General features: G+C 72.2%; 21 protein-coding genes. 12 read left to right on the top strand and 9 right to left on the bottom strand.

The window, feature by feature from the left end:
- Positions 1-10 precede the first annotated feature (10 nt).
- From BHU15_RS16090 to BHU15_RS16065, 7 genes are all read left to right on the top strand, one after another.
- Positions 11-853: a glutamate ABC transporter substrate-binding protein gene (locus tag BHU15_RS16090; protein ID WP_069627818.1), complete on the top strand. Its 843-nt coding sequence runs from the start codon at positions 11-13 to the stop codon at positions 851-853.
- 137 nt (positions 854-990) lie between these two features.
- Positions 991-1,659 carry an amino acid ABC transporter permease gene (locus BHU15_RS16085; protein WP_069627817.1) on the top strand — a complete coding sequence of 223 codons (669 nt, stop codon included), beginning with the start codon at positions 991-993 and terminating at the stop codon, positions 1,657-1,659.
- Positions 1,656-2,579, top strand: coding sequence for an amino acid ABC transporter permease (locus BHU15_RS16080; protein ID WP_069627816.1), 924 nt, complete (start codon positions 1,656-1,658; stop codon positions 2,577-2,579). Before BHU15_RS16085 ends, BHU15_RS16080 begins: the two co-directional genes overlap by 4 nt.
- A 179-nt stretch (positions 2,580-2,758) precedes the next feature.
- Positions 2,759-4,495 carry an FAD-dependent monooxygenase gene (locus BHU15_RS16075; RefSeq protein WP_069627815.1) on the top strand — a complete coding sequence of 579 codons (1,737 nt, stop codon included), beginning with the start codon at positions 2,759-2,761 and terminating at the stop codon, positions 4,493-4,495.
- Positions 4,496-4,528: 33 nt separating this feature from the next.
- Complete coding sequence (locus BHU15_RS42270; protein WP_311605579.1) at positions 4,529-4,615, top strand: putative leader peptide; 87 nt, start codon at positions 4,529-4,531, stop codon at positions 4,613-4,615.
- Positions 4,616-4,691: 76 nt separating this feature from the next.
- Entirely contained in the window at positions 4,692-5,291 is a 600-nt protein-coding gene (locus BHU15_RS16070) for a cupin domain-containing protein (protein WP_079128170.1), read from the top strand.
- Entirely contained in the window at positions 5,288-5,692 is a 405-nt protein-coding gene (locus BHU15_RS16065; RefSeq protein WP_171908379.1) for a rhodanese-like domain-containing protein, read from the top strand. The genes BHU15_RS16070 and BHU15_RS16065 overlap by 4 nt, the downstream gene beginning before the upstream one ends.
- Positions 5,693-5,813: 121 nt before the next feature.
- Here the strand turns inward: BHU15_RS16065 and recX are convergent, their stop codons facing one another.
- The gene (recX, locus tag BHU15_RS16060) at positions 5,814-6,395 is read right to left on the bottom strand and encodes a recombination regulator RecX (protein ID WP_069627812.1); all 582 of its coding nucleotides are present in this window, start codon (positions 6,393-6,395) and stop codon (positions 5,814-5,816) included.
- Between the two features lie 9 nt (positions 6,396-6,404).
- Complete coding sequence (gene recA, locus BHU15_RS16055; RefSeq protein WP_069627811.1) at positions 6,405-7,544, bottom strand: recombinase RecA; 1,140 nt, start codon at positions 7,542-7,544, stop codon at positions 6,405-6,407.
- Between the two features lie 381 nt (positions 7,545-7,925).
- On the opposite strand from recA, the gene BHU15_RS16050 reads away from it, so the two are divergent.
- On the top strand, positions 7,926-8,546 hold the full coding sequence (locus BHU15_RS16050) for a dihydrofolate reductase family protein (protein WP_069627810.1): 621 nt from the start codon (positions 7,926-7,928) through the stop codon (positions 8,544-8,546).
- A gap of 413 nt (positions 8,547-8,959) precedes the next feature.
- On the opposite strand, the gene BHU15_RS16045 is transcribed toward BHU15_RS16050, so the two are convergent.
- Together BHU15_RS16045 and BHU15_RS16040 are read right to left on the bottom strand one after the other, a co-directional pair.
- Positions 8,960-11,491 (bottom strand): ABC transporter permease, encoded by a 2,532-nt coding sequence (locus BHU15_RS16045; protein WP_069627809.1) that lies wholly within the window; start codon positions 11,489-11,491, stop codon positions 8,960-8,962.
- Positions 11,485-12,264, bottom strand: a complete 780-nt coding sequence (locus BHU15_RS16040; protein WP_069627808.1) for an ABC transporter ATP-binding protein — start codon at positions 12,262-12,264, stop codon at positions 11,485-11,487. The genes BHU15_RS16045 and BHU15_RS16040 overlap by 7 nt, the downstream gene beginning before the upstream one ends.
- 110 nt (positions 12,265-12,374) lie before the next feature.
- On the opposite strand from BHU15_RS16040, the gene BHU15_RS16035 reads away from it, so the two are divergent.
- Positions 12,375-13,694: a sensor histidine kinase gene (locus BHU15_RS16035; RefSeq protein ID WP_069627807.1), complete on the top strand. Its 1,320-nt coding sequence runs from the start codon at positions 12,375-12,377 to the stop codon at positions 13,692-13,694.
- Positions 13,694-14,338, top strand: a complete 645-nt coding sequence (locus BHU15_RS16030; protein WP_023538243.1) for a response regulator — start codon at positions 13,694-13,696, stop codon at positions 14,336-14,338. Before BHU15_RS16035 ends, BHU15_RS16030 begins: the two co-directional genes overlap by 1 nt.
- A gap of 44 nt (positions 14,339-14,382) precedes the next feature.
- Here the strand turns inward: BHU15_RS16030 and BHU15_RS16025 are convergent, their stop codons facing one another.
- Together BHU15_RS16025 and BHU15_RS16020 are read right to left on the bottom strand one after the other, a co-directional pair.
- Entirely contained in the window at positions 14,383-15,624 is a 1,242-nt protein-coding gene (locus tag BHU15_RS16025) for an AI-2E family transporter (RefSeq protein WP_247748727.1), read from the bottom strand.
- A gap of 25 nt (positions 15,625-15,649) precedes the next feature.
- Positions 15,650-15,844 (bottom strand): DUF3046 domain-containing protein, encoded by a 195-nt coding sequence (locus BHU15_RS16020; RefSeq protein WP_069627805.1) that lies wholly within the window; start codon positions 15,842-15,844, stop codon positions 15,650-15,652.
- An 80-nt stretch (positions 15,845-15,924) separates the two neighbouring features.
- Here BHU15_RS16020 and BHU15_RS16015 point away from each other — a divergent pair, with 80 nt between their 5' ends.
- Entirely contained in the window at positions 15,925-16,851 is a 927-nt protein-coding gene (locus BHU15_RS16015; RefSeq protein ID WP_069627804.1) for a hypothetical protein, read from the top strand.
- Between the two features lie 33 nt (positions 16,852-16,884).
- Here BHU15_RS16015 and BHU15_RS16010 read toward each other — a convergent pair whose 3' ends face one another.
- The 3 genes from BHU15_RS16010 to BHU15_RS16000 all read right to left on the bottom strand — a co-directional run bounded on the left by BHU15_RS16010 (position 16,885) and on the right by BHU15_RS16000 (position 18,995).
- Positions 16,885-17,196, bottom strand: coding sequence for an AzlD domain-containing protein (locus tag BHU15_RS16010; RefSeq protein ID WP_069627803.1), 312 nt, complete (start codon positions 17,194-17,196; stop codon positions 16,885-16,887).
- Positions 17,193-17,897, bottom strand: a complete 705-nt coding sequence (locus tag BHU15_RS16005; protein WP_247748732.1) for an AzlC family ABC transporter permease — start codon at positions 17,895-17,897, stop codon at positions 17,193-17,195. The genes BHU15_RS16010 and BHU15_RS16005 overlap by 4 nt, the downstream gene beginning before the upstream one ends.
- 264 nt (positions 17,898-18,161) lie before the next feature.
- Entirely contained in the window at positions 18,162-18,995 is an 834-nt protein-coding gene (locus BHU15_RS16000; protein ID WP_069627801.1) for a helix-turn-helix transcriptional regulator, read from the bottom strand.
- Between the two features lie 170 nt (positions 18,996-19,165).
- Between BHU15_RS16000 and BHU15_RS15995 the strand changes: the two genes are divergently transcribed.
- Entirely contained in the window at positions 19,166-23,857 is a 4,692-nt protein-coding gene (locus BHU15_RS15995; protein ID WP_069627800.1) for an ATP-dependent helicase, read from the top strand.
- Positions 23,858-23,896: the final 39 nt, after the last annotated feature.

The following is a 23,896-nucleotide window of genomic DNA, read 5'->3' as shown; positions in this document are numbered from 1 at the left end:
GATGTTGACCATGAATCTCCGTAAAGCAAGCGCTGCTGCCGCGACCGTACTGGCCCTTTCCCTGACCGCGACCGCCTGTGGTTCCGGCGACAGCGACTCGTCGAGCGAGGGTGACAGCGGGGGCAAGAAGATCACCATCGGTATCAAGTTCGACCAGCCCGGTATCGGTCTGAAGACCCCGGACGGTTCCTTCACCGGATTCGACGTCGACGTCGCGACGTACGTGGCCAAGGAGCTCGGCTACGACGCGAAGGACATCGAGTGGCGGGAAACCCCGAGCGCCGACCGTGAGACCGCGCTTGAGCGCGGCGACGTGAAGTTCATCGCGGCCTCCTACTCGATCAACGACGAGCGCAAGGAGAAGGTCGACTTCGCCGGCCCGTATCTGCTCGCCCACCAGGACCTGCTGATCCGCGCCGACGACAACATCACCAAGGGCGCGGACCTCAACGGCAAGAAGCTGTGTTCGGTGACGGGCTCCACGTCCGCGCAGAACGTGAAGGACGACTTCGCGCCGAAGGCCCAGCTGAAGCAGAACGCCACGTACTCGGAGTGCATCGACGCACTCGCGAGCGGCGCCGTCGACGCGCTGACCACGGACGACTCGATCCTCGCCGGTTACGCCTCGCAGGACCAGAACAAGGGCAAGTTCAAGCTCGCCGGCCTCAGCCTGAGCAACGAGAACTACGGCATCGGTGTCAAGAAGGGCGACACCAAGCTGACCGAGGACATCAACGCCGCTCTGGAGAAGATGGTCGCGGACAAGGCCTGGGACAAGGCCGTGGCGGACAACTTCGGCCCGGCCGACTACAAGAACGAGCCCGCCCCGAAGATCGGCAACATCGTCAGCTGAATCGACGGGCCCTGAATTCCCCGGCGAGTCCCTCGGCGAATTCCTCGGCCCATTCGGCTCATTCGGCGCAGATGTGGCGCGCCGCCCCGTGAGGGTGGCGCGCCACGCCATCAACAAACGCGAGAGCGCGGGAGATCGTGTTCGACTTTCTTGAAGGTTACGACCTGCTAGGGGCGTTCTGGGTAACGGTGCAGCTCGCCGTCTTCTCCGGAATCGGCTCCCTCGTCCTGGGCACCATACTCGCGGCGATGCGCGTGAGCCCGGTTCCGCTGATGCGCGGATTCGCCACGGTGTACGTGAACGTGGTCCGGAACATTCCGCTCACCGTCATCATCGTCTTCGCCTCCCTCGGTCTCGCCGACATCTTCGGTATCACTCTGGGCGCGGCCGACGACTTCGACGCGCTCAGTTTCCGGCTGGCCATTCTCGGACTGACCGTCTACACGGCGGCGTTCGTCTGTGAGGCCATCCGCTCCGGCATCAACACGGTGCCTGTCGGGCAGGCGGAGGCGGCGCGGGCCATCGGGCTGAACTTCACCCAGGTCCTGTCCCTCATAGTCCTTCCGCAGGCGTTCCGCTCGGTCATCGGGCCTCTCACCAACGTGCTGATCGCCCTGACGAAGAACACGACGGTGGCCGCGGCCATCGGCGTGGCCGAAGCGGCCCTCCTGATGAAGGAGATGATCGAGAACGAGTCGCAACTCATCCTCATCTCGGCGATCTTCGCCTTCGGGTTCGTGGTCCTGACACTGCCGACCGGTCTCATCCTCGGCTGGGTCGCCAAGCGAGTGGCGGTGAAGCGATGACTTCCGTTCTGTACGACGCGCCGGGTCCCGGCGCCAAGCGCCGCAACATCATCTACTCGGCGCTCTTCGTGGTCGTCCTGGCCCTGGGTGTGTGGTGGATCTACTCCGCCATGTCGGACAAGGGACAGCTGGAGTGGGCGAAGTGGAGCCCCTTCACCGAGTCCCAGGCGTGGACGACGTATCTGCTCCCCGGTCTCGTCAACACCCTCAAGGCCGCGGGTCTCGCGCTGGTGATCGCGCTTCCTCTCGGTGCTCTCTTCGGTATCGCGCGGCTCTCCGACCACCGTTGGGTCAGGGTTCCGTCCGGTGTGGTCGTCGAGTTCTTCCGCGCGATCCCCGTACTGATCCTGATGGTGTTCGCGAACCAGCTGTACGCGGAGTACACCGACATCAGTACGGAGATGCGCCCGCTGTACGCGGTCGTCACCGGCCTGGTGCTGTACAACGCGTCGGTGCTCGCCGAGGTCGTCCGCGCGGGCATCCTGTCGCTGCCCAAGGGGCAGACGGAGGCCGCCAAGGCGATCGGTCTGCGCAAGGGCCAGACGATGCGCAGCATCCTGCTGCCGCAGTCGGTGACGGCGATGCTGCCCGCGCTGGTGAGCCAGCTCGTGGTCATCGTCAAGGACACCGCGCTCGGCGGGGCGCTGCTCAGCTTCACCGAGCTGCTCAGCGCCCGGAAGACGCTCGCCGCGAACTACGGCAATGTCATCCCGAGCTTCATCGTCGTCGCGGTGATCTTCATCGTGCTGAATCTGCTGCTCACGACGTTCGCGTCCTGGCTGGAGAAGCGGCTGCGCCGCGCGAAGCGGAGCACCGGGGCCGTGCTGACGGGCGGGGCGATGGACGATCTGAGTGTCACGGGTACGCCGATCAGCAAGACGGACGGCGCCACCGGCGACGAGGGTGGCGGCGGCGGCTAGCCCCTCGGCCCTCGCCCCTGAAACGGGGCCGAAGTACCTGACGGAGGCAGCGGCGCGCGGCGTCGCTGCCTCCGTCACTTGACGCAAGCACCCGCAGTAGGTTGCATACGTTCTGTGATCGCTCCCCGGGTGCCAACCGCCAATCGCCACTTGACCGTACGGGCCGGAGGGGTCGCGCCGTGGACCCGGTGATCGTTGTCGGCGCGGGCCCCGTGGGGCTCGCGCTCTCGCTCTGCCTGGCCACCCAGGGCGTCGCCGTCGTCGTGCTGGACGAGGGGGCGGGCACCGACGACCCGCGCCCGGCCCGTACGGCGGTGCTGCGGCCCGACACGGCCGCGCTGATGGCACGGCTGGGCTGCTCCACGCTCCGTGACGAGGGAGCCCGGTGGGTCGGTTGGCGACAGCTGCGGCGCAAGCAGCAGATGCGGCAACTGCCGCTCGGTGAGGCCGACGAGGTACGTGGCGCGGGTGGGGCCGGTGGTGCCGAGACCGGGTTCGGTGCCGGGGCGGACGCGGGTGCGGTCGCCGGTGCGGGAGGCACCGTCGGTGACGGCGAACGTGCCGAGCCGGTCCACCCCTCGCCTTTACATCTCCCTCAGCACGCCCTGACGCGTGGTCTCAGGGACGCCGCCGCGCGCCATGATCTCGTGCGGCTGGTGACGGACAGCCGGCTCGACTCACTGGAGCAGGACGCGCGGGGCGTCACGGTGCACACGCGCGGCCCCGGGGCGACCTGGTGGCGCGGAAGCCATGTGGTGGGCTGCGACGGGGCCAGGTCGACCGTCCGCAAGCTGCTGGGCGTCCGTTTCCCGGGGCGTACGGCGGTGGAACGGCACGCGGTCGCGGCGCTCCGTGTCGAACTGCCCTGGCCCGGCGAGGCCGTGCTGCACCGTCAGCCGCCGTGGCGGGGCGGCGGCCAGGAGGTGTCCGCCAGGCCGCTCGCCGACGGTGTGTGGCGGCTGGACTGGCTGCTGCCGGCCCGGGGGGACCTGGTCACGCCGGAGGCGCTGGTGGCGCGGGTGCGGGACACCCTGGCCGGCTGGTGCGGCGTGACGCCGCCGTACGACCTGCTCGACACCGGCGTGTACACGCTGCACCACCGGCTGGCGCGGCGCTGGCGCGTCGGGCGGGCGTTCCTCGCCGGGGACGCCGCGCACCTGCTGGGCGCCCTGGGCACACAGGGCCTGGACGAGGGGCTGCGGGACGCCGAGAACCTGGGCTGGAAGCTGGCGCACGCCTGGCACCACGGGGCGTCGGAGACGCTGCTGGACAGCTATCAGGCGGAACGCCGCACGGCCGTCGCCGCACGGCTGCGCGCCGCCGACCAGTCGCTGACGATACTTCGGGGCGGCGGAGGGCTGCGCACATATCTGCCGGGCACCGCGCGCGGCCACGACTCCCTGCTCGCCGACGGACATCTGGGCAGCGGGCCGCTGGGCGCGCCCCCCGCGTACCCGCACTCGCCCCTCGCGCCTCCGTACGCCGAGGCGCACACGACGGTCGACACCCGGACGGGGGCGCCCGTCGAGGATGTGGTCGTGACGGCGCCCGACGGCACGACCGTACGGCTGCGGGACCGGCTCGGCAGGGGCAAGGTGCTGGTGGTGCTGGTCGCGCCGGGGACTGGGGTGTGGGACCGGCGGCACTGGCTGACCGCGGGCGTCATGCCGAGGCTCGCCAAGGCGGTGGCGGGGCTGCCGTCACCGGCCGAGCTGCTGGTCACCGAGAGCTACCCGGGGGCGTCCGCGCACTCGGTGCTGCTCGTACGGCCCGACGGGCACCTGGTCGTGGCCTTCGGCGGCGTGCGTCCCGACGAGCTGTACGCGGCGGCCGACGCCGCACGTGGGGGCGCGCCCGAGATCTCTTCGTCCAGGGATCGCTCCGACCGGTCGGACCGCACTGCGAACATCAATTGACCGTCGTCGCGATCACATGGTGTACTCCGGAACGTGACTGACACCGACGTGCGCCTGTGGCGGAGGGTCCATATGGACCTGGTCCGCTATGCGGGCTGTGTGTGTCGTCCGTCCTGCTGAATTCGCCCCCCTTCTCGTAGCGCTCGTCGTGTCGGCACATGGCGGCGCACCCCCGCGAACTTCCAGGACGGTCTTCATGTCTTCCTCTCTCGACACCCCCGCACCGGCCGCCTCGGTGTCAACTCCCCTTTCTTCCAAGGCTGTTGACGCCGCGCCGCCCGGGGCGCCGGCCGCGCCGAAGAGCGTGCCTACGCAGGCCGAGCTGCTCGCCTTCGTACGGCGTACGGCGGCCGACAGCGAACTCGTCGCCACCCTCCCCCTCGACCCCGAGGGCCGTACCTGGATCCGTCTCGACGGCCCCGCCGGCAGCGAGGCGTGGATCATCGCCTGGCCGCCCGGCACGGGGACAGGCTGGCACGACCACGGTGGCTCGTACGGCGCCTTCGCCACGGCGGGAGGCGCGCTCCAGGAGGACTCGCTGGCCGCCCGGCTGCCCACCGAGGGGTGGAAGACGCTGGAGCTGGCCGAAGGGGTCGACCGGGAGCGGACGTTGACGAAGGGCGACGCCAGGGCGTTCGGCAGTCACCATGTGCACGAGGTGCGCAACGAGTCGGAATCGGAGCACGCCGTGTCGGTGCACGCCTACTATCCGCCGCTGCCGCTGATGCGCCGCTACAGCCGTACCGGCGCGGTGCTCCGTCTTGAGCAGGTCGAGCGCCCGCAGGAGTGGCAGTGAGCGGCGGGCCGGGCGAACAGACGCCGGTGGGGATAGACGAACTGCTCGACCAGGTCCGCGAGGGACTTGACCGGGTCGAACCGCATGCGGCTTTCGCCGCCGCCGAGGCCGGGGCGCTGCTGGTCGACATCCGGTACGCGGAGCTGCGGGACCGGGACGGGCTGATCCCCGGCGCGCTGGTCGTCGAGCGCAACGAACTTGAGTGGCGCCTCGACCCGCAGGGCAGCCACCGGGCGGTGGAGGCCACGAGCCACGATCTGCGGGTCGTGGTGATCTGCAACGAGGGGTACGCGTCGAGTCTCGCGGCGCTCTCGCTGCGCCAGCTGGGGCTGCACCGGGCGACGGACCTCGTCGGCGGTTTCCAGGCGTGGAAGGCGGCGGGCCTGCCGGTCTCGCGCTGAGCCGGTCTCGGTCACACAGGCCCGGATCCGGCCGCCCCCGCGTGGGCCGGATCTCATGCGGCGTCCCGCCGGCTCTGCCGACTCTTTTGGTCGCCCCCGTGGCTCTCGGTTTCCCCGGGGTTCAGTAGATGCCCTCGTCCAGTCCTTCCGTGTCCTCGCCCTCCGCCTCCAGTGCCTGCTTCACCACGCGCAGGGCCACGCCCTGCGGGTATCCCTTGCGGGCCAGCATCCCCGCGAGCCTGCGCACCCGTCTGTCCCGCTCCATGCCACGGGTGGAGCGGAGCTTGCGGGCGACCAGCTCCCGTGCGGTCGCCTCCTCCTGTTCGGAGTCGAGCTGCCCGACCGCCTCGTCGATCAGCTCGGAGTCCACGCCCTTGGTGCGCAGTTCACGCGCCAGGGCGCGGCGGGCCAGACCCCGGCCGTGGTGCCGGGACTCCACCCACGCGTCGGCGAACGCCGCGTCGTTGATCAGTCCCACGTCTTCGAAGCGGGAGAGGACTTCCGCCGCGACATCCTCGGGGATGTCACGCTTCTCCAGCGCGTCCGCCAGTTGTTTCCGGGTGCGGGGGGTCCCGGTGAGCAGGCGCAGACAGATCGCCCGCGCCCGCTCCGCCGGGTCCTGGGGCGGCAGCTCCTTCTCGGCCCTCGACGAGTCGGGGCTGCCGCCCTGCCCTTCAGTTCGCCGCCTCTTCGCGTAAGGCACGGCGCCGAACTAGCTCTTTGCCGCCGCCGCCTTGGCCGTCTTGGCCTTGGTGGCGGGAGCGGGCACCGTCTTGGCCGTGTCGCCGGCCGGCGCACCGGCCGCGGCGGCGTCACCGGCCGCGCCCCCTGCGGGCTCGGTCGCGGGCTCGTCCGGCTTTACTCCGACGCCCAGCTTCTTCAGGATCTTCTGCTCGATCTCGTTGGCGAGATCGGGGTTGTCCTTGAGGAAGTTGCGGGCGTTCTCCTTGCCCTGGCCGAGCTGGTCGCCCTCGTACGTGTACCAGGCGCCGGCCTTGCGGACGAAGCCCTCCTCCACGCCCATGTCGATCAGACCGCCCTCGCGGCTGATCCCCTGGCCGTAGAGGATGTCGAACTCGGCCTGCTTGAAGGGCGGCGCGACCTTGTTCTTGACGACCTTGACGCGGGTGCGGTTGCCGACGGCGTCGGTGCCGTCCTTCAGCGTCTCGATACGGCGGATGTCGAGCCGCACCGAGGCGTAGAACTTGAGCGCCCGGCCACCGGTCGTGGTCTCCGGCGAACCGAACATCACGCCGATCTTCTCGCGGAGCTGGTTGATGAAGATGGCCGTGGTCTTGGACTGGTTGAGCGCACTGGTGATCTTCCGGAGCGCCTGGCTCATCAGCCGCGCCTGGAGACCCACGTGCGAGTCGCCCATCTCGCCCTCGATCTCCGCGCGCGGCACCAGGGCCGCGACGGAGTCGATGACGATGAGGTCGAGCGCCCCGGAGCGGACCAGCATGTCCACGATTTCCAGGGCCTGTTCGCCGTTGTCGGGCTGCGACAGGAGCAGGCTGTCGATGTCGACGCCGAGCTTCTTCGCGTACTCCGGGTCGAGCGCGTGCTCGGCGTCCACGAAGGCCACCGTGCCGCCCGCCCGCTGGGCGTTCGCCACCGCGTGCAGCGTCAGCGTCGTCTTGCCGGACGACTCCGGCCCGTACACCTCCACCACACGGCCGCGCGGGATGCCGCCGACTCCGAGCGCGACGTCGAGCGCGGTCGATCCGGTGGGGATGACCTCGATGGGCTCGTTCGGCCGCTCGCCGAGGCGCATCACCGCGCCCTTGCCGAATTGCCGTTCAATCTGGGCGAGAGCGGCGTCCAGCGCCTTCTCGCGGTCGGATCCTGCCATGGGTTCCACCCGATTTGCTTGTGTCGATCGCTTCACATCGAAGACGCTATCCCCTGCCACTGACAATGGGCCTCGACGTCCTCCCGGCCTGTGGAAAACTCCGGCTCCCGGGGACCTCGGCCAACCGGTCCGAACTCCATGAGAATGCTTGTTCGATTTTGATGTCAAGCGCATCCCGCAGGCGTGTCACGGAACGGGCGGGGTGTCCCGTGTCACCGAACCTTGATCAGCGTCAAAGGCCGCGAGGAGCTGCGTGGCGCCGGAAAAGGCGGTACGGCCGGGCGATGAGTTCGCGAGCCCGGAACGGTCTACCCCAGTAACAATCGGATCAGACGGCTCACCACGAGGGCGACGTGAGGTCGCCACCAGGAGGACGGCTCAGTGAACGACCATGTGGGCAAGGTGACCTGCGATCTCTCGATCTCCGTCGACGGGTACTCGGCCGGGCTCGACCAGTCCGAGCAGCGCCCGTTCGGCGACGACGCCGGCGATGGCTGGGGCGGCAGACTGCACGCCTGGATGTTCGAAACCCCGGAGCAACGGCAGGCTGAGCTCGACCGGCTGACGATGGTCGGCGCCTTCATCATGGGGCGCAACATGTTCGGCCCCGTACGCGGCGCGTGGGACCGACAGTGGAAGGGATGGTGGGGCGACAATCCGCCGTATCACGCACCGGTCTTCGTGCTCACCCACCACCCGCGCGATCCACAGCCGATGGACGGCGGCACCACCTTCCACTTCGTCACCGACGGCATCGAATCCGCGCTGCGGCAGGCTCGCGAGGCGGCAGGGGGCCGCAACGTGTCGATCCACGGGGGCGCGACCACCATCAACCAGTACCTCGCCGCAGGTCTGGTCGACGAGTTGCGGCTACACATCGTGCCGTTCACGCTCGGCGCCGGTACGCGGCTGTTCGACGGCGTGCCGTCACTGAATCTTGAACAGGTGGAGTCGCGAGCAGCGAACTCGGTCACCCACGTGACCTATCGCATGCAGTCCTGAGCGAAGGGCGGTGCCACTCACAACGACCGCCCAAGGTTCGGTGGCACGCACTCAACGTTCAATGACACGGGACAGGCTGTCCGCGTTCCTCGGCCCGGCGCTGACGGCCTTCGGCGTGTGGAACATCGCCGGCTCGATCCGCCCGTGGCCGTCCGGGGTCGTCGAGAACGATGAGGACGTTGTCCATCCGCCGGATCGGCCCGCCGTGATCGACGACCTCCCGATCGGCGGGGACGTGCTGGAGCGTTCCACGACGCGGACGCACTTGCGGGCGACCTCACGGCGCTGGGGTGAACAGTCATCGTCCGGCGCGTCCCGCAACCGCCGCCCGGCCCCGCCTGACCCGTGTGACCGCACCCCCGAGGTCGGTCGCCGTTCACCACTGACACCCCCAACTCGTCGGTACGGTGCGGCTACTCGCGCGTCCCCGCGTGGTCGACCGGTCGCGCGCGCAGGGCGGTCAGCGCGGGTACGACGGCGGCCGCCACCGCCAGTACGGCGCTCGCCGCCACCATCGCCCCCAGGCCGCCCCAGGGCACCACCAGGGGCGACCGGACGGAGAGCAGCGCGAGGGCACCGCGCAGCCCCAGGAGGTTCAGGCCTGCGACGGCGGCGCCGAGGAGGGAGCCGACGGCGACGACCACCAGGGCCTCGGCGGCGACCAGGCGGAGCACCTGTGGCTTGGTCGCCCCTGTCAGCCGGAGCACCGCGAGGTCGCCGACGCGGTCGGACGTCGCCATGACGAGGGTGTTCGCCAGCGCGATCCCCGTGTACAGCAGTGCGATCCCCAGAATCAGCAGCAGTCCCAGACGGGTGCTCTCGCTGGAGCGGGGATGGCTCCGTGCCAGCCACTCGTCCTTGGTGAGGACGGTCGTCCGCGTCGCCGCTCCCGCCTCCCGCAACGCCGCCTCGACAGCGCCGGCGTCCGCGCCGTCACGCACCGCGACGTCGACGCGGTCGACCGGGGCGCCGGGGGCGTTGCGTGGGGTCACGTACACACCGTTGCCGCCGGTTCCGGTCCGGAGGACCGCCACGATCCGCAGAGTCACCTCGCGGCCGTCGCCCAGCCAGACCCTGACCCGCTGTCCGACCGTCCGGGTCAGCCACTCCTCGTTGACGACGATGCCGCCGTCGTCGAGGTCGGCCACCCGGCCGGACGCCACCGGCAGCCGGGACACCGCCGCGAGAGCGGCCGGGTCGACGGCCCTGGCCTCGGACCTGACGAGCGCGACGCCTTCTTCGAGGACGGTCACGGCGGTGGAGCGGGAGGCGCTGACGGCGGCGCCGGGGATGCTCCGCGCCCGGGTCACGAACGGGGCGGGCAGCACGCTCTTCTCTCCCGGCGCGGCCACGACGTAGTCGGCGGTGGTCTGTGACGCGGCCTCGGTGGCCTTCGCCTCGTTGATCGTCGCCGTCGTCCCCAGAAGGGAGGCGGCGAGCGCCACGGTGATCAGTACGGGTGCGGCGACGGCCGCCGTACGGCGCACGCCGGTGGCCGCGTTCTCCCGCGCCAGCAGGCCGGTGGCGCCCGGCAGCCGGGCGGGCAGCCAGGTGACGAGCCTGACCAGCGGCGGCACGAGCACCGGCGCGTACAGGGCGAAGCCGACGATCAGCAGCATCGGCCGGGTGATGTAGGTCTTCCTCTTCAGGGCCTCGCCGGGATCGGTGGCCAGCGACCATACGAGCAGTCCCAGTCCCGCCAGCAGGAGGAGGGCTCCGAGCAGCCAGCGGCTCGGGGGCATTGTCCCGTTGTCGAGCGCGGCCTCGCGCAGCGCCTCCGTGGGCTTGATCCGTCCCGCCCGCCAACTGGACGTCAGGACACCCGCCATCGCCACGCACAGGCCCGTCCAGAAGGCGGTGTGCAGCGGCCAGGTCTGGTCGCCGATCGCGAACCAGGACGGTGCGACGCCGCTGTCGACCATCCACGCGGCGAGCGGCGGCGCGCCGACGGCGCCGAGCAGACAGCCGGCGGCCGAGGCCGGTACGGCGACGAGGACCGCCTCGGCGAACACGGTCCGCCGTATCTGCCGCGCCGTGGCGCCCGCCGTACGAAGGAGACCGAACTCGCGTCTGCGCTGGGCCACGGCGAAGGCGAAGGTCGACGCCACGACGAAGACGGAGACGAAGCAGGTGATGCCCGCCGCCGTGCCCAGCAGGGCGTTGACAGCGACCAGGGCCTCGCTGTCCCGGTCCGGGTCCGGATCGGCCCGGCGCCGTTCGTCACCGGTCAGGACGTCGATCCCGGATCCGGTGCCGCGTACGGCGTTCTGGACGGCCTTCCGTACGGCTGTGGCGTCCGCGTGCACCACCAACGCGTCGATACGGGGCGAGAGTTGGGCGGCTTCGGCGTCGGTGAAGAACACGGCGGTCTCGAAGTCCGTCGCGGCCACGGTGCCGACGACGGTGCGGCTGTCGGCCCCCGCCGGGGTGACGACGCGCACGCGGTCGCCGACCGCCACGCCGCCGCCGGACCGGTCCCGCTCACGGGCCGCCACCGCGACGACGACCTCGCCGGGTGCCCGGGGCGCGCGACCGTCCGTGAGCCGGTACGGCGTGGCCGCCGCGACCGACCAGGGATGCCCGGCCGCCGCGGCACCCTCGCCGTCCTCGCCTCCCACGGAGGCGTACGACACCGGGAACGTCCGGTCCTCGACCGTCCTGCCGAGCCGCGCGAGCTCGGCGGCCACCTCGGCGGGCACCGCCCGTGGATCGGCGAGGCGCTGCGTACGCTCACCGATCGTTGTGGAGACCCGCAGGGTGTCGGTGGCCCTGACGACCACCGGGGCGGCGGCGAAGCGCTCCGGGCCCCGGTGCGGGGCCTGGAAGGTGGCCGCCAGCGCGAGTCCGGTGGCGGCGATGAGCCCCACTCCGAGGGCGAGGGCGACGAACGACCCGGTGAAGGTGACCCAGCGGGCCCGCATCCCCTGGAGAGTCAGCCTCAGCACGGGGCCACCGCCAGTGCGGTCATCCGCTCGGCGACCCGGTCCGCGGTCGGGGAGTCGAGGTCGCCGCGGATCCGGCCGTCCGCCAAGAACAGCACCCGGTCCGCGTACGACGCCGCCGTCGGGTCGTGCGTCACCATGATCACTGTCTGGCCCCCGTCGACCATGCCCCGCAGCAGTGTCAGGACCTCCCGCCCGGTCCGGGAGTCCAGCGCCCCGGTCGGCTCGTCGCCGAAGAGCACGTCGGGGCGGGTGACCAGCGCCCTGGCGAGCGCCACCCGCTGCTGCTGCCCGCCGGAGAGCTCGCTGGGCCGGTGCCCCGCGCGCTCCCGCAGCCCCACCCGCTCCAGCACGTCGAGCACGGCGCCCCGTTCGGGTCTCCGGCCGGCCAGGCGCAGCGGGAGCGCCACGTTCTGTTCGGCGGTGAGCGAGGGCAGCAGGTTGAACGCCTGGAAGACGAAGCCGATGCGTTCGCGCCGCAGCAGCGTCAGCTTGTTCTCGCTGAGCGCGGTCAGGTCGCGGTCCCCGAGCAGCACGGTGCCGCTGGTGGGCCGGTCGAGGCCGGCCGTGCACTGGAGCAGGGTGGACTTGCCGGAGCCGGAGGGCCCCATGACGGCGGTGAAGGTGCCCTTGGGTATGTCGAGCGTGACCCGGTCGAGGGCGGTCACCGCCGCCGCGCCCTTCCCGTAGGACCGGGTGACGGAGCTGAGCCGGACCGCCAGGCCGGCCGTGGCGATACCGGGCGGGACGACGCTGTTCGTCGCTGCGTTCTTCATGCTGATCACTCAAGCCGCGCCGGACGCCGCGCACATCACAGCTGTGTACGGGGCGAAAGGTGGAGCTAGCTGGGTGGTCGCCCCGTGCGGCGCCCGCCTACCGTGCGTGCATGCACTCCCCCAGTCTCTGGCAGGCCCTCCGGTCGCCCCGTTATCTCCTCAGCAGCTGGCCGTGGCGCTCCGCGGCGTATCTGCTGAGCGGTGTGCTGGTCGGTCTCGCGACCCTGGTCTCGCTGCTCCTGCTGGCGGTCACGGGCGGCGCGCTGGCGGTGGTCCTGATCGGTGTGCCGCTGTTGCTGATGTTCGCGCTCGCGGGTATCCCGCTGGCCGCGCTGGAGCGTCGCCGGCTGCGGCTGGTCGACCCCGTCGTGCTGCCCGATCCGCACCGCGAGCCGGACGGCACCGGGCCCGCCGCCTGGGTCCGGGTCCGCCTCAAGGAGCCTGCCACGTGGCGGGAGTTGGGCTACGCGCTGCTGTTCGCGTGCGTGCTGTGGCCCCTGGAGGCGCTGGCCGTGGGCACCGTGCTCGTCGTCTGCGGCGGGCTGCTGGCCACGCCCGTCGTGATGGCCACGGCCGGCGGCGGAGAGGAGGCCCGCGTCCTGAAGATCTGGCTGGCCGGCTCGTATCCGCAGGCGTTCACGGCGGCGCTCGTCGGTGCGCTCCTGCTGCCCGTCCTGGTCTATCCGCTGGGGCTGGTGGCCGTCGGACGCGCGGCGCTGACCAGGGCGCTGCTGTCGCCCCGGGACGCCGCCGTCGATTCCCGGATCCAGGAACTGGGCCGGTCCCGGATGCGGCTCGTCGACGCCTTCGAGGCGGAACGCCGCCGGATCGAGCGCGATCTCCACGACGGGGCGCAGCAGCGGCTGGTGGCCCTGTCGATGACGCTCGGCCTGGCGAGGCTGGAGAACCCCGGCGAGCCCCTGGGCGGCCTCCTCACCAAGGCTCACGACGAGGCGGGCACCGCCCTGGTGGAGATCAGGGAGCTGATCCGGGGCATCCACCCCCAGGTGCTCACCGACCGGGGGCTGAAGGACGCGGTCGAGGACGTCGCCGACCGGTCGACGGTGCCGGTCGACGTACGGTTCGAGCTGCCGGGGCGGCTGCCCGAACCGGTCGAGACGGCGGCGTACTTCGCGGTCTCGGAGGCACTCGCGAACGTCGCCAAGCACAGCGGGGCCGACCGGGCGGAGGTGTCTGGCGGGATCGCCGGCGGCGATCTGGTCGTCGAGGTCAGGGACGACGGGGCGGGCGGAGCGGACTTCGCGGGCGGCACGGGCCTTCAGGGGGTCGCGGACCGCATCTCGGTGCTCGACGGCCGGCTGCGGATCTCCAGCCCCGTCGGCGGCCCGACGGTCTTCCACGTGCGGATACCCTGCCGGCCCGCCACCGCCACCGCCGCCCCTCCCACTCCGACCCGGAAGAGGACCTGATGTTGCGCATCGTGCTGGCCGAGGACAGCGTGCTCCTGCGGGACGGGCTCACCGGCCTCCTCGAACGTTTCGGGCACCGGGTCGTCGCCGAGGCCGGGACCGCCGACGAGCTGACCGAGGCGGTGGCCGCGCACCGGCCCGACATCGTGGTGACGGACGTTCGCATGCCGCCCGGCTTCTCCGACGAGGGGCTACGGGCCGCGCTGGCGCTGCGCGAGCGACAGCCGGAGCTGCCCATTCTCGTGCTGAGCCAGTACGTGCAGCGCGCGTACGCCGAGGAACTGCTCGACTCCTCCGACGGCACCAGCGTCGGCTATCTGCTCAAGGAACGGATCGGGCACGTCGAGGAGTTCGTCGACGCCGTACGCCGCGTCGCCGAGGGGGCGACGGTGGTCGATCCGGAAGTCGTACGGCAACTGCTCAGGCACCGGCGCGACCCTCTTTCGAGGCTGACGCCGCGCGAACAGGAAGTACTGGCGCTGATGGCGGAGGGCAGGTCCAACGCGGCCGTCGGTGCGGCGTTGCACGTCAGTGAGGGCACGGTGAGCAAGCACTTCGGCAGCATCCTCACCAAGCTCGACCTGTCACTGACCGACGCGACGAACCGCCGTGTCCTGGCCGTCCTCGCCTATCTGCGCGGTTAGGGCGTGCCCGCGAAGCCCGCCTCCTGAAGAGGACATCGCCTCGGTCAGGCGCCGCCCTCCGCGCGGGGCGGCCTCACCCGCGCGCTGCCGCGTCGCACCGCACGCCGTATCCGGGCCAGCGTGCGCCCGCTGCCGCGACGCCGGTGCCCGTGCACGCGCGGGTCGTCCGTCACGTCGTAGCGCTTCACGTACGCCCCGAGGAACGCCTGCAACGTCGCGACCGCGGGGATGGCGATCAGCGCGCCGACGGCGCCGAGCAGCGCCGTACCGGCGACGACCGAGCCGAAGGCCACGGCGGGGTGGATGTCGACGGTCCTGGCGGTGAGTTTGGGCTGGAGGACGTAGTTCTCGAACTGCTGGTAGATCACGACGAATCCGAGCACCCAGAGCGCGTACCAGGGATCCACCGTGAAGGCGATCAGCATCGGCAGGGCGCCTGCGAGATAGGTGCCGATGGTCGGCAGGAACTGCGAGACGAGGCCCACCCACACCGCCAGCACCGGTGCGTACTGGATCCCGAGGATCTCCAGCAGGATGTAGTGCGCGATACCGGAGACGAGCGCCATGAGGCCGCGTGAGTAGAGGTAGCCGCCGGTCTTGTCGACCGCGATCTCCCAGGCCCGCAGCACCTCGACCTGCTTGGCCGGGGGCAGGACGGAGCACACGGTGCGCCGCAGCCTCGGCCCGTCGGCGGCGAAGTAGAACGAGAACAGGAAGATCGTCAGGAGCCGGAAGAGACCGCCGAGGACGGTGGTCGAGATGTCGAGCACACCGCTCGCGCTGTTCTGGACGTATCTCTGGAGCCAGTCGGAGTGCAGCAGGCTGTCCTGGACGGCGACCCGTGACAGCTCGGTGTGGAAGCTCAGGTTGATCCAGTTGATGACGGAGTCGAGGTACTTGGGGAAGTCCTCGACGATCTCGATGATCTGCCCCGCGAGCATCGAGCCGAGCAGCACCACGAAACCGACGGACGCGATCAGGACGGCGAAGAAGACCAGGAAGGTGGCGAGTCCGCGCCGCATGCCGCGCGCCGCCATCCGGCTGACGACCGGCTCGACCGCCAGGGCCAGGAAGAAGGCGATCAGGATGTTGATCAACAGCCCGATGAGCTGGTGGAACGCCCAACTGCCCAGCTGGAAGCAGGCAACGAGTGTCAGTGCGAGCACCATGGCACGGGGCAGCCAGCGGGGCATGCGGGCGGAGTCACCGCCGCTGCCCGCCGCGGGAGGCGGGGGCGGTGGGGTGGACGGCTGAGGTTCCTGGGTTGCTTCGTCGGTCAGTGCCACGGAGCCAGTGTCGCGTACGCGGATGTCACCGTTTGTCGGCGGGCACTCCCATGGCGGTGCAGACCGCCCTCCAGACGTCCTTGGCCTCCCAGCCGGCGTCGAGTGCCTCGTTCACCGTACGGCCGCCCAGCTCGGCCATCACATGGTCGCGCGCGAAGGAGTCGGCGTACGCCGAGCCGAAGTGGTCCGCCATCCGTTCCCAGAAAATCGTCAACCGCATGAAGCCAGTATCCCGCTCATGGGAGTGCAGCCGGGGCCGGTCCGCCCCGCGCGGGGCACCGCGCGTCCTACGGTCGGTGGATGGCCGCGACCACAGCATCCCAGCCGAGTCCTCTCGCCCGCGCGGAGCGTTTCGTGTGGCTGACGGCGCGGGTCCTCGAACAGCGACGGTTCGCCCATCACTTCACGGGCGGCGGGGCGGACGCCGTCGAGACGGCGCTCACCGCGTACCGCAACGAGGACGGCGGTTACGGCCACGGTCTGGAGCCCGATCTGCGCGGCCCCGTGAGCCTCCCGTCGCACACGGCGCACGCGCTGTACGTCCTGGACTCCACCGGGCGCTGCGGCGGGCCCCGGGTGGAGCGGGTGTGCCGGTATCTCACGCTGGTGTCCACCGCGGACGGGGCGCTTCCGGCGGTCGACCCGCCGGAGCGGGCCGCCTCGGGGAGTGCCACGCCGCCCGTACGGGGCGAGCTGCTGACCACCGGGCCCGTGGTGGGGCTGCTGCACCGCAACCAGGTGTGGCACGCGTGGCTGTTCCGGGCCACCGACTTCTGCTGGGCCGCCGTCGACGCGCTGGAGAAGCCGCATCCTTACGAGGTCGTGGCGGCTGTGGCCTTTCTGGACGGGGTGCCGGACCGGGCGCGCGCGGCCGGCGCCGCCGACCGGCTGGGACGGCTCGTGAGGGAGCGGCGGATGGCGGTCCTGGATCCGGGGCGCCCGGACGCGTACCCGGGCGCCGTCACGTACGCCGTCGGAGACCCGCCCGGCGGCGAGCGTCTGTTCCCGCACAACTACGCGCGCGTGCCCGAGTCGGTCGCCCGCCGCTGGTTCACCGACGAGGAGATGAACGGCTCACTGGGCTGCCTCGCGCGGGCGCAGCGCGCGGACGGCGGCTGGCCGCCCGGCCGCCCGGCGTGGACGCCCCTCGCGACGACGGAGCGGCGTCCCATGGCGACGATCGAGGCGCTGCGGACGCTGCGGGCGTACGGCCGGGACATCGACTGAAACCGCGCCGCCGGGGACGGTGCCCCGCCGGTGTCAGCCGCCCAGGGCGCGTACCCCGGCGGTCACCGCGACGGCGGCGGCGATGACGACCAGGAACGGGGCGCGGAACACCAGCGCGAGCCCGGCGGTGGCGACCCCGGCCACTCTGGCGTCGACCACCAGTGCGCCGTTGCCGTCGCCGAAGACCTGCTGCGCCGTGAGCGCCGCCAGCAGGGCGACGGGCAGCAGCGCGGAGAGCCGCTGGACGAGGGGGCGCTCCAGGGCGCCCGCGGGTACGAGGAGACCGAGCAGCTTGACGAGGTAACAGCCGACCGCGGTCAGCCCGATGGCGATCCAGACGCTCAACGGTCCGTTCCCTTCCGGTCGGTGGTCCCACGGCCGGACTCCCCGGCGCTCTCGGCCGCGGTGCCGCGCCCCGCCCGGCGGCCCTCGAACCAGAGCACGGCGGGCGCGGCGAGCGCGGCGATGAGCACCGGCACCCCGGCGGGCAGCAGCGGCAGGAAGCCGAGTCCGAGGACGACGGCGATGGCGGCGACCGCGCGTTCCCTCGTCGTGCGCAGCATGGGCGCGAGCAGTGCCAGGAAGCAGGCCGGCCCGGCCGCGTCGAGGCCCCACGCGTCGGTGTCCCCGATGGCCTCGGCGCCGAGCGCGCCGAGCAGCGTGGTGAGGTTCCACAGCACGTAGAGGGTGAGCCCGGTGACGGTGAAGCCGATGCGTACGCCGCGTCGCGTGGGCTGCGCGAGAGCGACGGCCGTCGTCTCGTCGATGACCCACTGGGCGGCGAAGGGGCGTACGTAGCGTGGCAGCGCCAGCAGTTGGGACAGGCGCAGTCCGTAGAAGGTGTTCCGTACGCCGAGGAAGAAGGCACCGGCCGCGGCGGTGAGGGGGTTGCCGCCCGCGGCGAGCGCGCCGACGAGCGCGAACTGCGAGGCGCCGGTGAAGACCAGCAGGCTGAGCGCGCAGCTCTGTAGGAGGGTGAGGCCGGCCCCGGCGGACGTGACCCCGAAGGCGAAGCCGGAGAGGCCGACGGCTATGCCGACGCCCAGTGCGTCGCGGACGACGGCCGAGTCCGGCTTCGGCTCACCGCCGGGGGCGGGTGCCGGCTCCGTGCGGGATGTCGCCCCCTGTACGGCCGTCCCGTTCTCGTCCCTGGTCTCCGGGGCCGACCGGGCGGGTATCCCCGCCGTGCCGGGCCTGTCTGCGGATGCTGTCTGTTCTGCCACGTCAGGGACGTTACGGGGCGGGCCCGGCCCCCGTCTTGTACGTTCTTGCGCGCCCGCCCCGTCGCCCCGCGCGCCCGGGACCCGCGCTCAGGCACCCCTGCCCGGCGCCCGCTCCTTGCGGTACGCGCCGGGCGGCACCCCCACGATCCGGGTGAAGTGCCGGTTGAGGTGCGGCTGGTCGGTGAAGCCCACGAGAGAGGCCACCTCGGCGGGCGCCGTCCCCGCGTCCAGGAGATGACGGGCCCGGCGCACCCGCGCGTCGGTGAGCCAGGTGTGCGGCGGCATGCCGTACGTGTCCCGGAAGGCCCGCAGCAGGGCGAACGGGCTGGTGCCCAGCCCGGCGGCGAGGCGCTCCAGCGACGGCGGGTCGGCCAGCCGCCCCTCCAGCACGGCACGCGCGCGTGCCGCCGTCCTGGCGCCCGCGCCGCGCACCGTACGTTGCGGCAGCGTCCCCCCGTTCACCCGCAGGAGGCGGGTGACGGCGACCCGCAGCAACGTGTCGGCGGCGAGGGCGTTCCCCTCGTCGGCGGCCCGCAGGACCTGGTGGACGAGGTGGACGGCGTACGGGTCGTCGACGACGGGCGTGACGAAACCGGGGGTGCCATTGATGCGTGTCGTCTCGGCCGCGATCTCGGCGACGAGGTCGGTCGACGGGTATACGGCCCCGTACTGCCAGCCCTCGGGCCCCTGCGCGTGCCCGGTGTGCGGGGTCTCGGGGTTGACCAGCGCGAGGGAGCCGGGGCCCGCGTACTGGAGGCTGCCGCCGTGGTGGAACACGTCCACGCCGTGGGTGATCGCGGCCATGACGAACGTCTCGTGGGTGTGCTTGACGAACGTCTTCCTGATGTACCGGGCCCGCAGGAGGTCGACACCGGGCAGCTCCGGGTAGCGCCAGTGCCGTGCCTGCTCCCGTGCCGCCATGGCTCCAGTCTGCACCGGCCGCGCCCCGCCCCACCTCCCGGTTTCCCCGCGCTGCGGTCCCACGCCCCTCTCGCCGCCCCCGGCTCGCCGAGCCCCCGCTCTCCGCCGCGTCCGGTGCCCCGTTTCCGCAGGTCCGGGCGATTGTCAGTGGTCGGGTGCACGATGGGGGAATGTCCGGCACCGCACTCGACTCGTTCTCGCCCGCGACCCGCAGCTGGTTCAGCGGGGCCTTCTCCGCGCCCACCGCCGCGCAGGAGGGTGCCTGGCGTGCCATCGCCGAGGGCTCGGACGTGCTGGTGGTGGCCCCGACCGGCTCCGGGAAGACCCTGGCCGCCTTCCTCGCCGCCCTGGACCGGCTGGCCTCGGTGCCCCCGCCCGCCGAGGCGCGCAAGCGCTGCCGTGTGCTGTACGTGTCCCCGCTCAAGGCCCTGGCGGTGGACGTGGAGCGCAATCTGCGCAGCCCGCTCACCGGCATCCGGCAGGAGTCCGTCCGCCTCGGACAGCCCGAGCCGGAGATCCGGGTCGGCATCCGTTCCGGCGACACCCCGGCCGCCGAGCGCCGCTCGATGGCCACCAAGCCGCCGGACATCCTGATCACCACCCCCGAATCCCTCTTCCTGATGCTCACGTCGTCGGCGCGCGACGCCCTGGCCGGAGTCGAGACGGTGATCCTGGACGAGGTCCACGCCGTCGCGGGGACGAAGCGCGGCGCCCATCTCGCGGTCTCCCTGGAACGGCTCGACGAGCTGCTGCCGCGCCCGGCCCGCCGTATCGGCCTGTCGGCCACGGTGCGTCCGGTGGACGAGGTCGCCCGCTATCTCTCCCCCCAGCGCCGGGTGGAGATCGTGCAGCCTCCTTCCGGGAAGGAGTTCGACCTGTCGGTGGTCGTCCCCGTCGAGGACCTGGGCGAGCTGGGCGGGTCCCCGGCGGCCGACAGCGGGAGCGGCGGCGCCGGGGGCGACGGCGACAAGCCGTCGATCTGGCCGCACGTCGAGGAGCGCATCGCCGACCTCGTCCAGGCGCACCGTTCGACGATCGTCTTCACCAACTCCCGGCGCCTGGCCGAGCGCCTCTGCAACAGGCTCAACGAGATCGCGTACGAACGGGCCACGGGCGAGGCCATGCCCGAAGCCCACTCCCCCGCCGAGGTCATGGCCGAGTCGGGCGCCGCCAAGGGCGCCCCGCCCCTCCTGGCCCGCGCCCACCACGGTTCGGTCTCCAAGGAGCAGCGGGCCCGGGTGGAGGAGGACCTGAAGGCGGGCCGGCTGCCCGCCGTCGTCGCCACCTCCAGCCTGGAGCTGGGAATCGACATGGGTGCGGTGGACCTGGTCGTCCAGGTCGAGTCACCTCCGTCGGTGGCCTCCGGTCTCCAGCGGGTGGGCCGCGCGGGCCACCAGGTGGGCGCGGTCTCCACGGGCGTCGTCTTCCCGAAGTACCGGGGCGATCTGGTGCAGGCCGCCGTCGTCACCGAACGGATGCGTACCGGCTCCATCGAGGCGCTGCGGATCCCGGCCAATCCGCTGGACGTGCTGGCGCAGCAGCTCGTCGCGACCGTCGCGCTCGACACCTGGCAGGCCGACGACCTGCTGGCGCTGGCCCGCCGCGCGGCGCCGTTCGCCTCGCTCCCCGAGTCCGCGTTCACCGCCGTCCTCGACATGCTCGCGGGCCGCTATCCGTCCGACGCGTTCGCCGAGCTGCGCCCCCGTGTGGTGTGGGACCGCGTGACGGGCACGGTCACCGGCCGCCCCGGTGCGCAGCGCCTCGCCGTCACCTCGGGCGGCACGATCCCCGACCGCGGTCTGTTCGGAGTGTTCCTCGCCGGTGCCTCCGGGGCCGGTTCCGGCGACGGCAAGGGCCGCAAGGGCGGCGGCCGGGTGGGCGAGCTGGACGAGGAGATGGTCTACGAGTCGCGCGTCGGCGACGTCTTCACACTCGGCACGACCTCGTGGCGGATCGAGGACATCACCCGCGACCAGGTGCTGGTCTCCCCCGCCCCCGGAGTGCCGGGCCGGCTGCCTTTCTGGAAGGGCGACCAACTGGGCCGCCCGCTCGAACTGGGCCGCGCGGTGGGGGCGTTCCTGCGCGAGGTCGGCGCGCTGTCCCCGGAGGACGGCCGGCTTCGGTTGCTGGCCGCCGGCCTCGACGCCTGGGCGGCGAACAACGTCCTGGCGTATCTGGACGAGCAGCGCCGCGCCTGCGGTCATGTCCCCGACGACCGCACGATCCTCGTGGAGCGGTTCCGGGACGACCTGGGCGACTGGCGGGTCGTCATCCACTCCCCGTTCGGCGCCCAGGTGCACGCGCCGTGGGCGCTGGCCCTCGGCGCCCGCCTCGCCGAGCGGTACGGGATGGACGCCCAGGTCATGCACGCCGACGACGGCATCGTGCTGCGGCTGCCGGACGCCGACCTGATGAGTCTGGACCTCCTCGACCAGGACCCGGTGGCGCTCGATACGACGTACGACGACCAGCAGGCGCCGGTCGGCGCCGGTGATGTCGCCTTCGAGGGCGGCGAGATCGGGCAGATCGTCACCGATCAGGTGGGCGGCTCCGCGCTGTTCGCCGCCCGCTTCCGTGAGTGCGCGGCGCGCGCCCTGCTGCTGCCGCGCCGTAGCCCCGGCAAGCGCACCCCGCTCTGGCAGCAGCGTCAACGCGCCTCCCAACTCCTCCAGGTGGCGAGCGAGTTCGGCTCGTTCCCCATCGTCCTGGAGGCCGTGCGGGAATGTCTCCAGGACGTCTTCGACGTGCCGGGCCTCACGGAGCTGATGGGCGACATCGAGTCCCGTCGGGTCCGTCTTGTCGAGGTCACGACCACCGAACCGTCCCCGTTCGCCCGCTCGCTCCTCTTCGGCTATGTCGCGCAGTTTCTGTATGAGGGTGACTCCCCCCTCGCGGAGCGGCGCGCCGCCGCCCTCTCCCTCGACTCCCGGCTGCTGGCCGAACTCCTCGGTCAGGCCGAGCTGCGCGAGCTGCTGGACGCCGACGTCCTGGAGGAGCTGGAGCGCGAGCTGCGGTGGCTCACCGACGACCGACGCGTCAAGGACATCGAGGGCGTCGCCGACCTGCTGCGGGTCCTCGGGCCGCTCACCGACGCCGAGTTGACGGAGCGCGGGTCCGAGGCGCGATGGCCTGCCGACCTCGCCGCGTCCCGCCGCGCCATCCAGGTCCGGATCGGCGGCGCCGAGTACTGGGCGGCGATCGAGGACGCGGGCCGGCTGCGTGACGCCCTCGGCACCGCCCTGCCGGTCGGCGTCCCCGAGGCGTTCACCGAGCCCGTCAAGGACCCCCTCGGCGATCTCCTGGCCCGTTACGCGCGCACGCACGGCCCGTTCACCTCCTCCGCCGCCGCCGCCCGCTTCGGGCTCGGCCCCGCGGTCACCGAAGGCGCGCTCCAACGCCTCGCCGCCGGCGGCCGGGTCGTCCAGGGCGAGTTCCATCCGTCCGGGATCGGCCAGGAGTGGTGCGACGCCACGGTCCTGCGCCGGCTGCGCCGCCGGTCGCTCGCCGCGCTGCGCCACGAGCTGGAGCCGGTGCCGCCCGCCGCGCTCGCCACGTTCCTGCCGCAGTGGCAGCATCTGGGCAGCCACGGTCTGCGCGGCATCGACGGACTGGCCCGTGCGATCGAGCAGTTGCAGGGCGCGCCCATCCCGGCGTCCGCGCTGGAGAAGCTGGTGCTGCCCTCCCGCGTCATGGGGTACACCCCGACGCTCCTCGACGAGCTGACCACCACCGGCGAAGTCCTCTGGGCGGGCGCCGGGGCCCTGCCCGGCAAGGACGGCTGGATCTCCCTCTATCCGGCCGACTCGGCGCCCCTGTTGCTCCCGCCGCCGCATCCTCTTGAACTGACGGCGCTGCACGAATCGGTCCTCACCACGCTCGTCGGCGGCTACGGCCTGTTCTTCCGTCAGATCGCCGACCAGGTACGGGCCACCACCCACCCCGACGTCACCGATCCCCAACTGGCCGACGCCGTCTGGGACCTGGCCTGGTCGGGGCGGCTGACCAACGACACCCTGGCACCGCTGCGCTCGCTCCTCGGCTCCGGGCGTACGGCGGGCTCCACGGCGCACCGCGCCAAACGGACCGTCCCACGCGGCCGTTACGGCACCCTCACCGCCGCCGCCCGGCCCGCCTCCCGTACGGGCCCGCCGACCGTGAGCGGACGCTGGTCGCTCCTTCCTGCCGCCGATCCGGACACCACGCGCCGCGCCCACGCGCTGGCCCGCACCCTCCTGGACCGGCACGGCGTGGTGACCCGTGGCGCCGTCGCCTCGGAGGGCGTCGAGGGCGGCTTCTCGGCCGTGTACCGGGTGCTGTCCGCCTTCGAGGACAGCGGGCAGGCACGCCGCGGCTATGTCGTCGAAGGCCTCGGCGCCGCCCAGTTCGCCATGGACGGCGCGGTGGACCGGCTCCGCGCGGCCTCCACGGCCCGTGACCGCGCCGCGTCCGACCCGTCGCCGCGCGCCGTGGTCCTGGCCGCCGCCGACCCCGCCAACGCGTACGGAGCGGCGTTGCCCTGGCCGGACCCGCCGGCCGGCGCCGGGCACAAGCCGGGCCGCAAGGCGGGCTCCCTGGTCGTCCTCGTCGACGGCACGCTGACGCTGTACATGGAACGGGGCGGCAAGACCCTTCTCGCCTGGCCGGGCGAGGAAGCCACCGGACCGGACCGTCCGGACGCGGCCGACGACACGGCGCTGCGCGCGGCTGCCGAGGCCCTGGCCGCCGCCGCCCGCGCCGGCGCGCTCGGTACGGTCACGGTGGAGCGGGCCAACGGGGAACAGGCACTGACCTCACCCGTGGGCCGTGTCCTGGAGTCGGCGGGCTTCCACGCCACCCCGAGGGGTCTGCGTCTGCGGGCCTGAGACAAGGCACGGGCAGCCTCGGCGCCGTACATCCGCGCA

This window comes from Streptomyces niveus (genome assembly GCF_001723055.1).
Lineage (GTDB): Bacteria > Actinomycetota > Actinomycetes > Streptomycetales > Streptomycetaceae > Streptomyces > Streptomyces niveus.
Note: the sequence above shows the minus strand (reverse complement) of the source record. Positions and strands in the feature narration are given on the sequence as shown.

What these genes read in the sequence shown, in the direction of transcription:
- BHU15_RS16090 (WP_069627818.1), top strand. Translation starts at nt 11, where the DNA reads ATGAATCTCCGTAAAGCAAGCGCTGCTGCCGCGACCGTACTGGCCCTT.
- BHU15_RS16080 (WP_069627816.1), top strand. Translation starts at nt 1,656, where the DNA reads ATGACTTCCGTTCTGTACGACGCGCCGGGTCCCGGCGCCAAGCGCCGC.
- BHU15_RS16070 (WP_079128170.1), top strand. Translation starts at nt 4,692, where the DNA reads ATGTCTTCCTCTCTCGACACCCCCGCACCGGCCGCCTCGGTGTCAACT.
- recA (WP_069627811.1), bottom strand. Translation starts at nt 7,544, where the DNA reads ATGGCAGGATCCGACCGCGAGAAGGCGCTGGACGCCGCTCTCGCCCAG.
- BHU15_RS16040 (WP_069627808.1), bottom strand. Translation starts at nt 12,264, where the DNA reads ATGAAGAACGCAGCGACGAACAGCGTCGTCCCGCCCGGTATCGCCACG.
- BHU15_RS16035 (WP_069627807.1), top strand. Translation starts at nt 12,375, where the DNA reads ATGCACTCCCCCAGTCTCTGGCAGGCCCTCCGGTCGCCCCGTTATCTC.
- BHU15_RS16030 (WP_023538243.1), top strand. Translation starts at nt 13,694, where the DNA reads ATGTTGCGCATCGTGCTGGCCGAGGACAGCGTGCTCCTGCGGGACGGG.
- BHU15_RS16020 (WP_069627805.1), bottom strand. Translation starts at nt 15,844, where the DNA reads ATGCGGTTGACGATTTTCTGGGAACGGATGGCGGACCACTTCGGCTCG.
- BHU15_RS16015 (WP_069627804.1), top strand. Translation starts at nt 15,925, where the DNA reads ATGGCCGCGACCACAGCATCCCAGCCGAGTCCTCTCGCCCGCGCGGAG.
- BHU15_RS16000 (WP_069627801.1), bottom strand. Translation starts at nt 18,995, where the DNA reads ATGGCGGCACGGGAGCAGGCACGGCACTGGCGCTACCCGGAGCTGCCC.
- BHU15_RS15995 (WP_069627800.1), top strand. Translation starts at nt 19,166, where the DNA reads ATGTCCGGCACCGCACTCGACTCGTTCTCGCCCGCGACCCGCAGCTGG.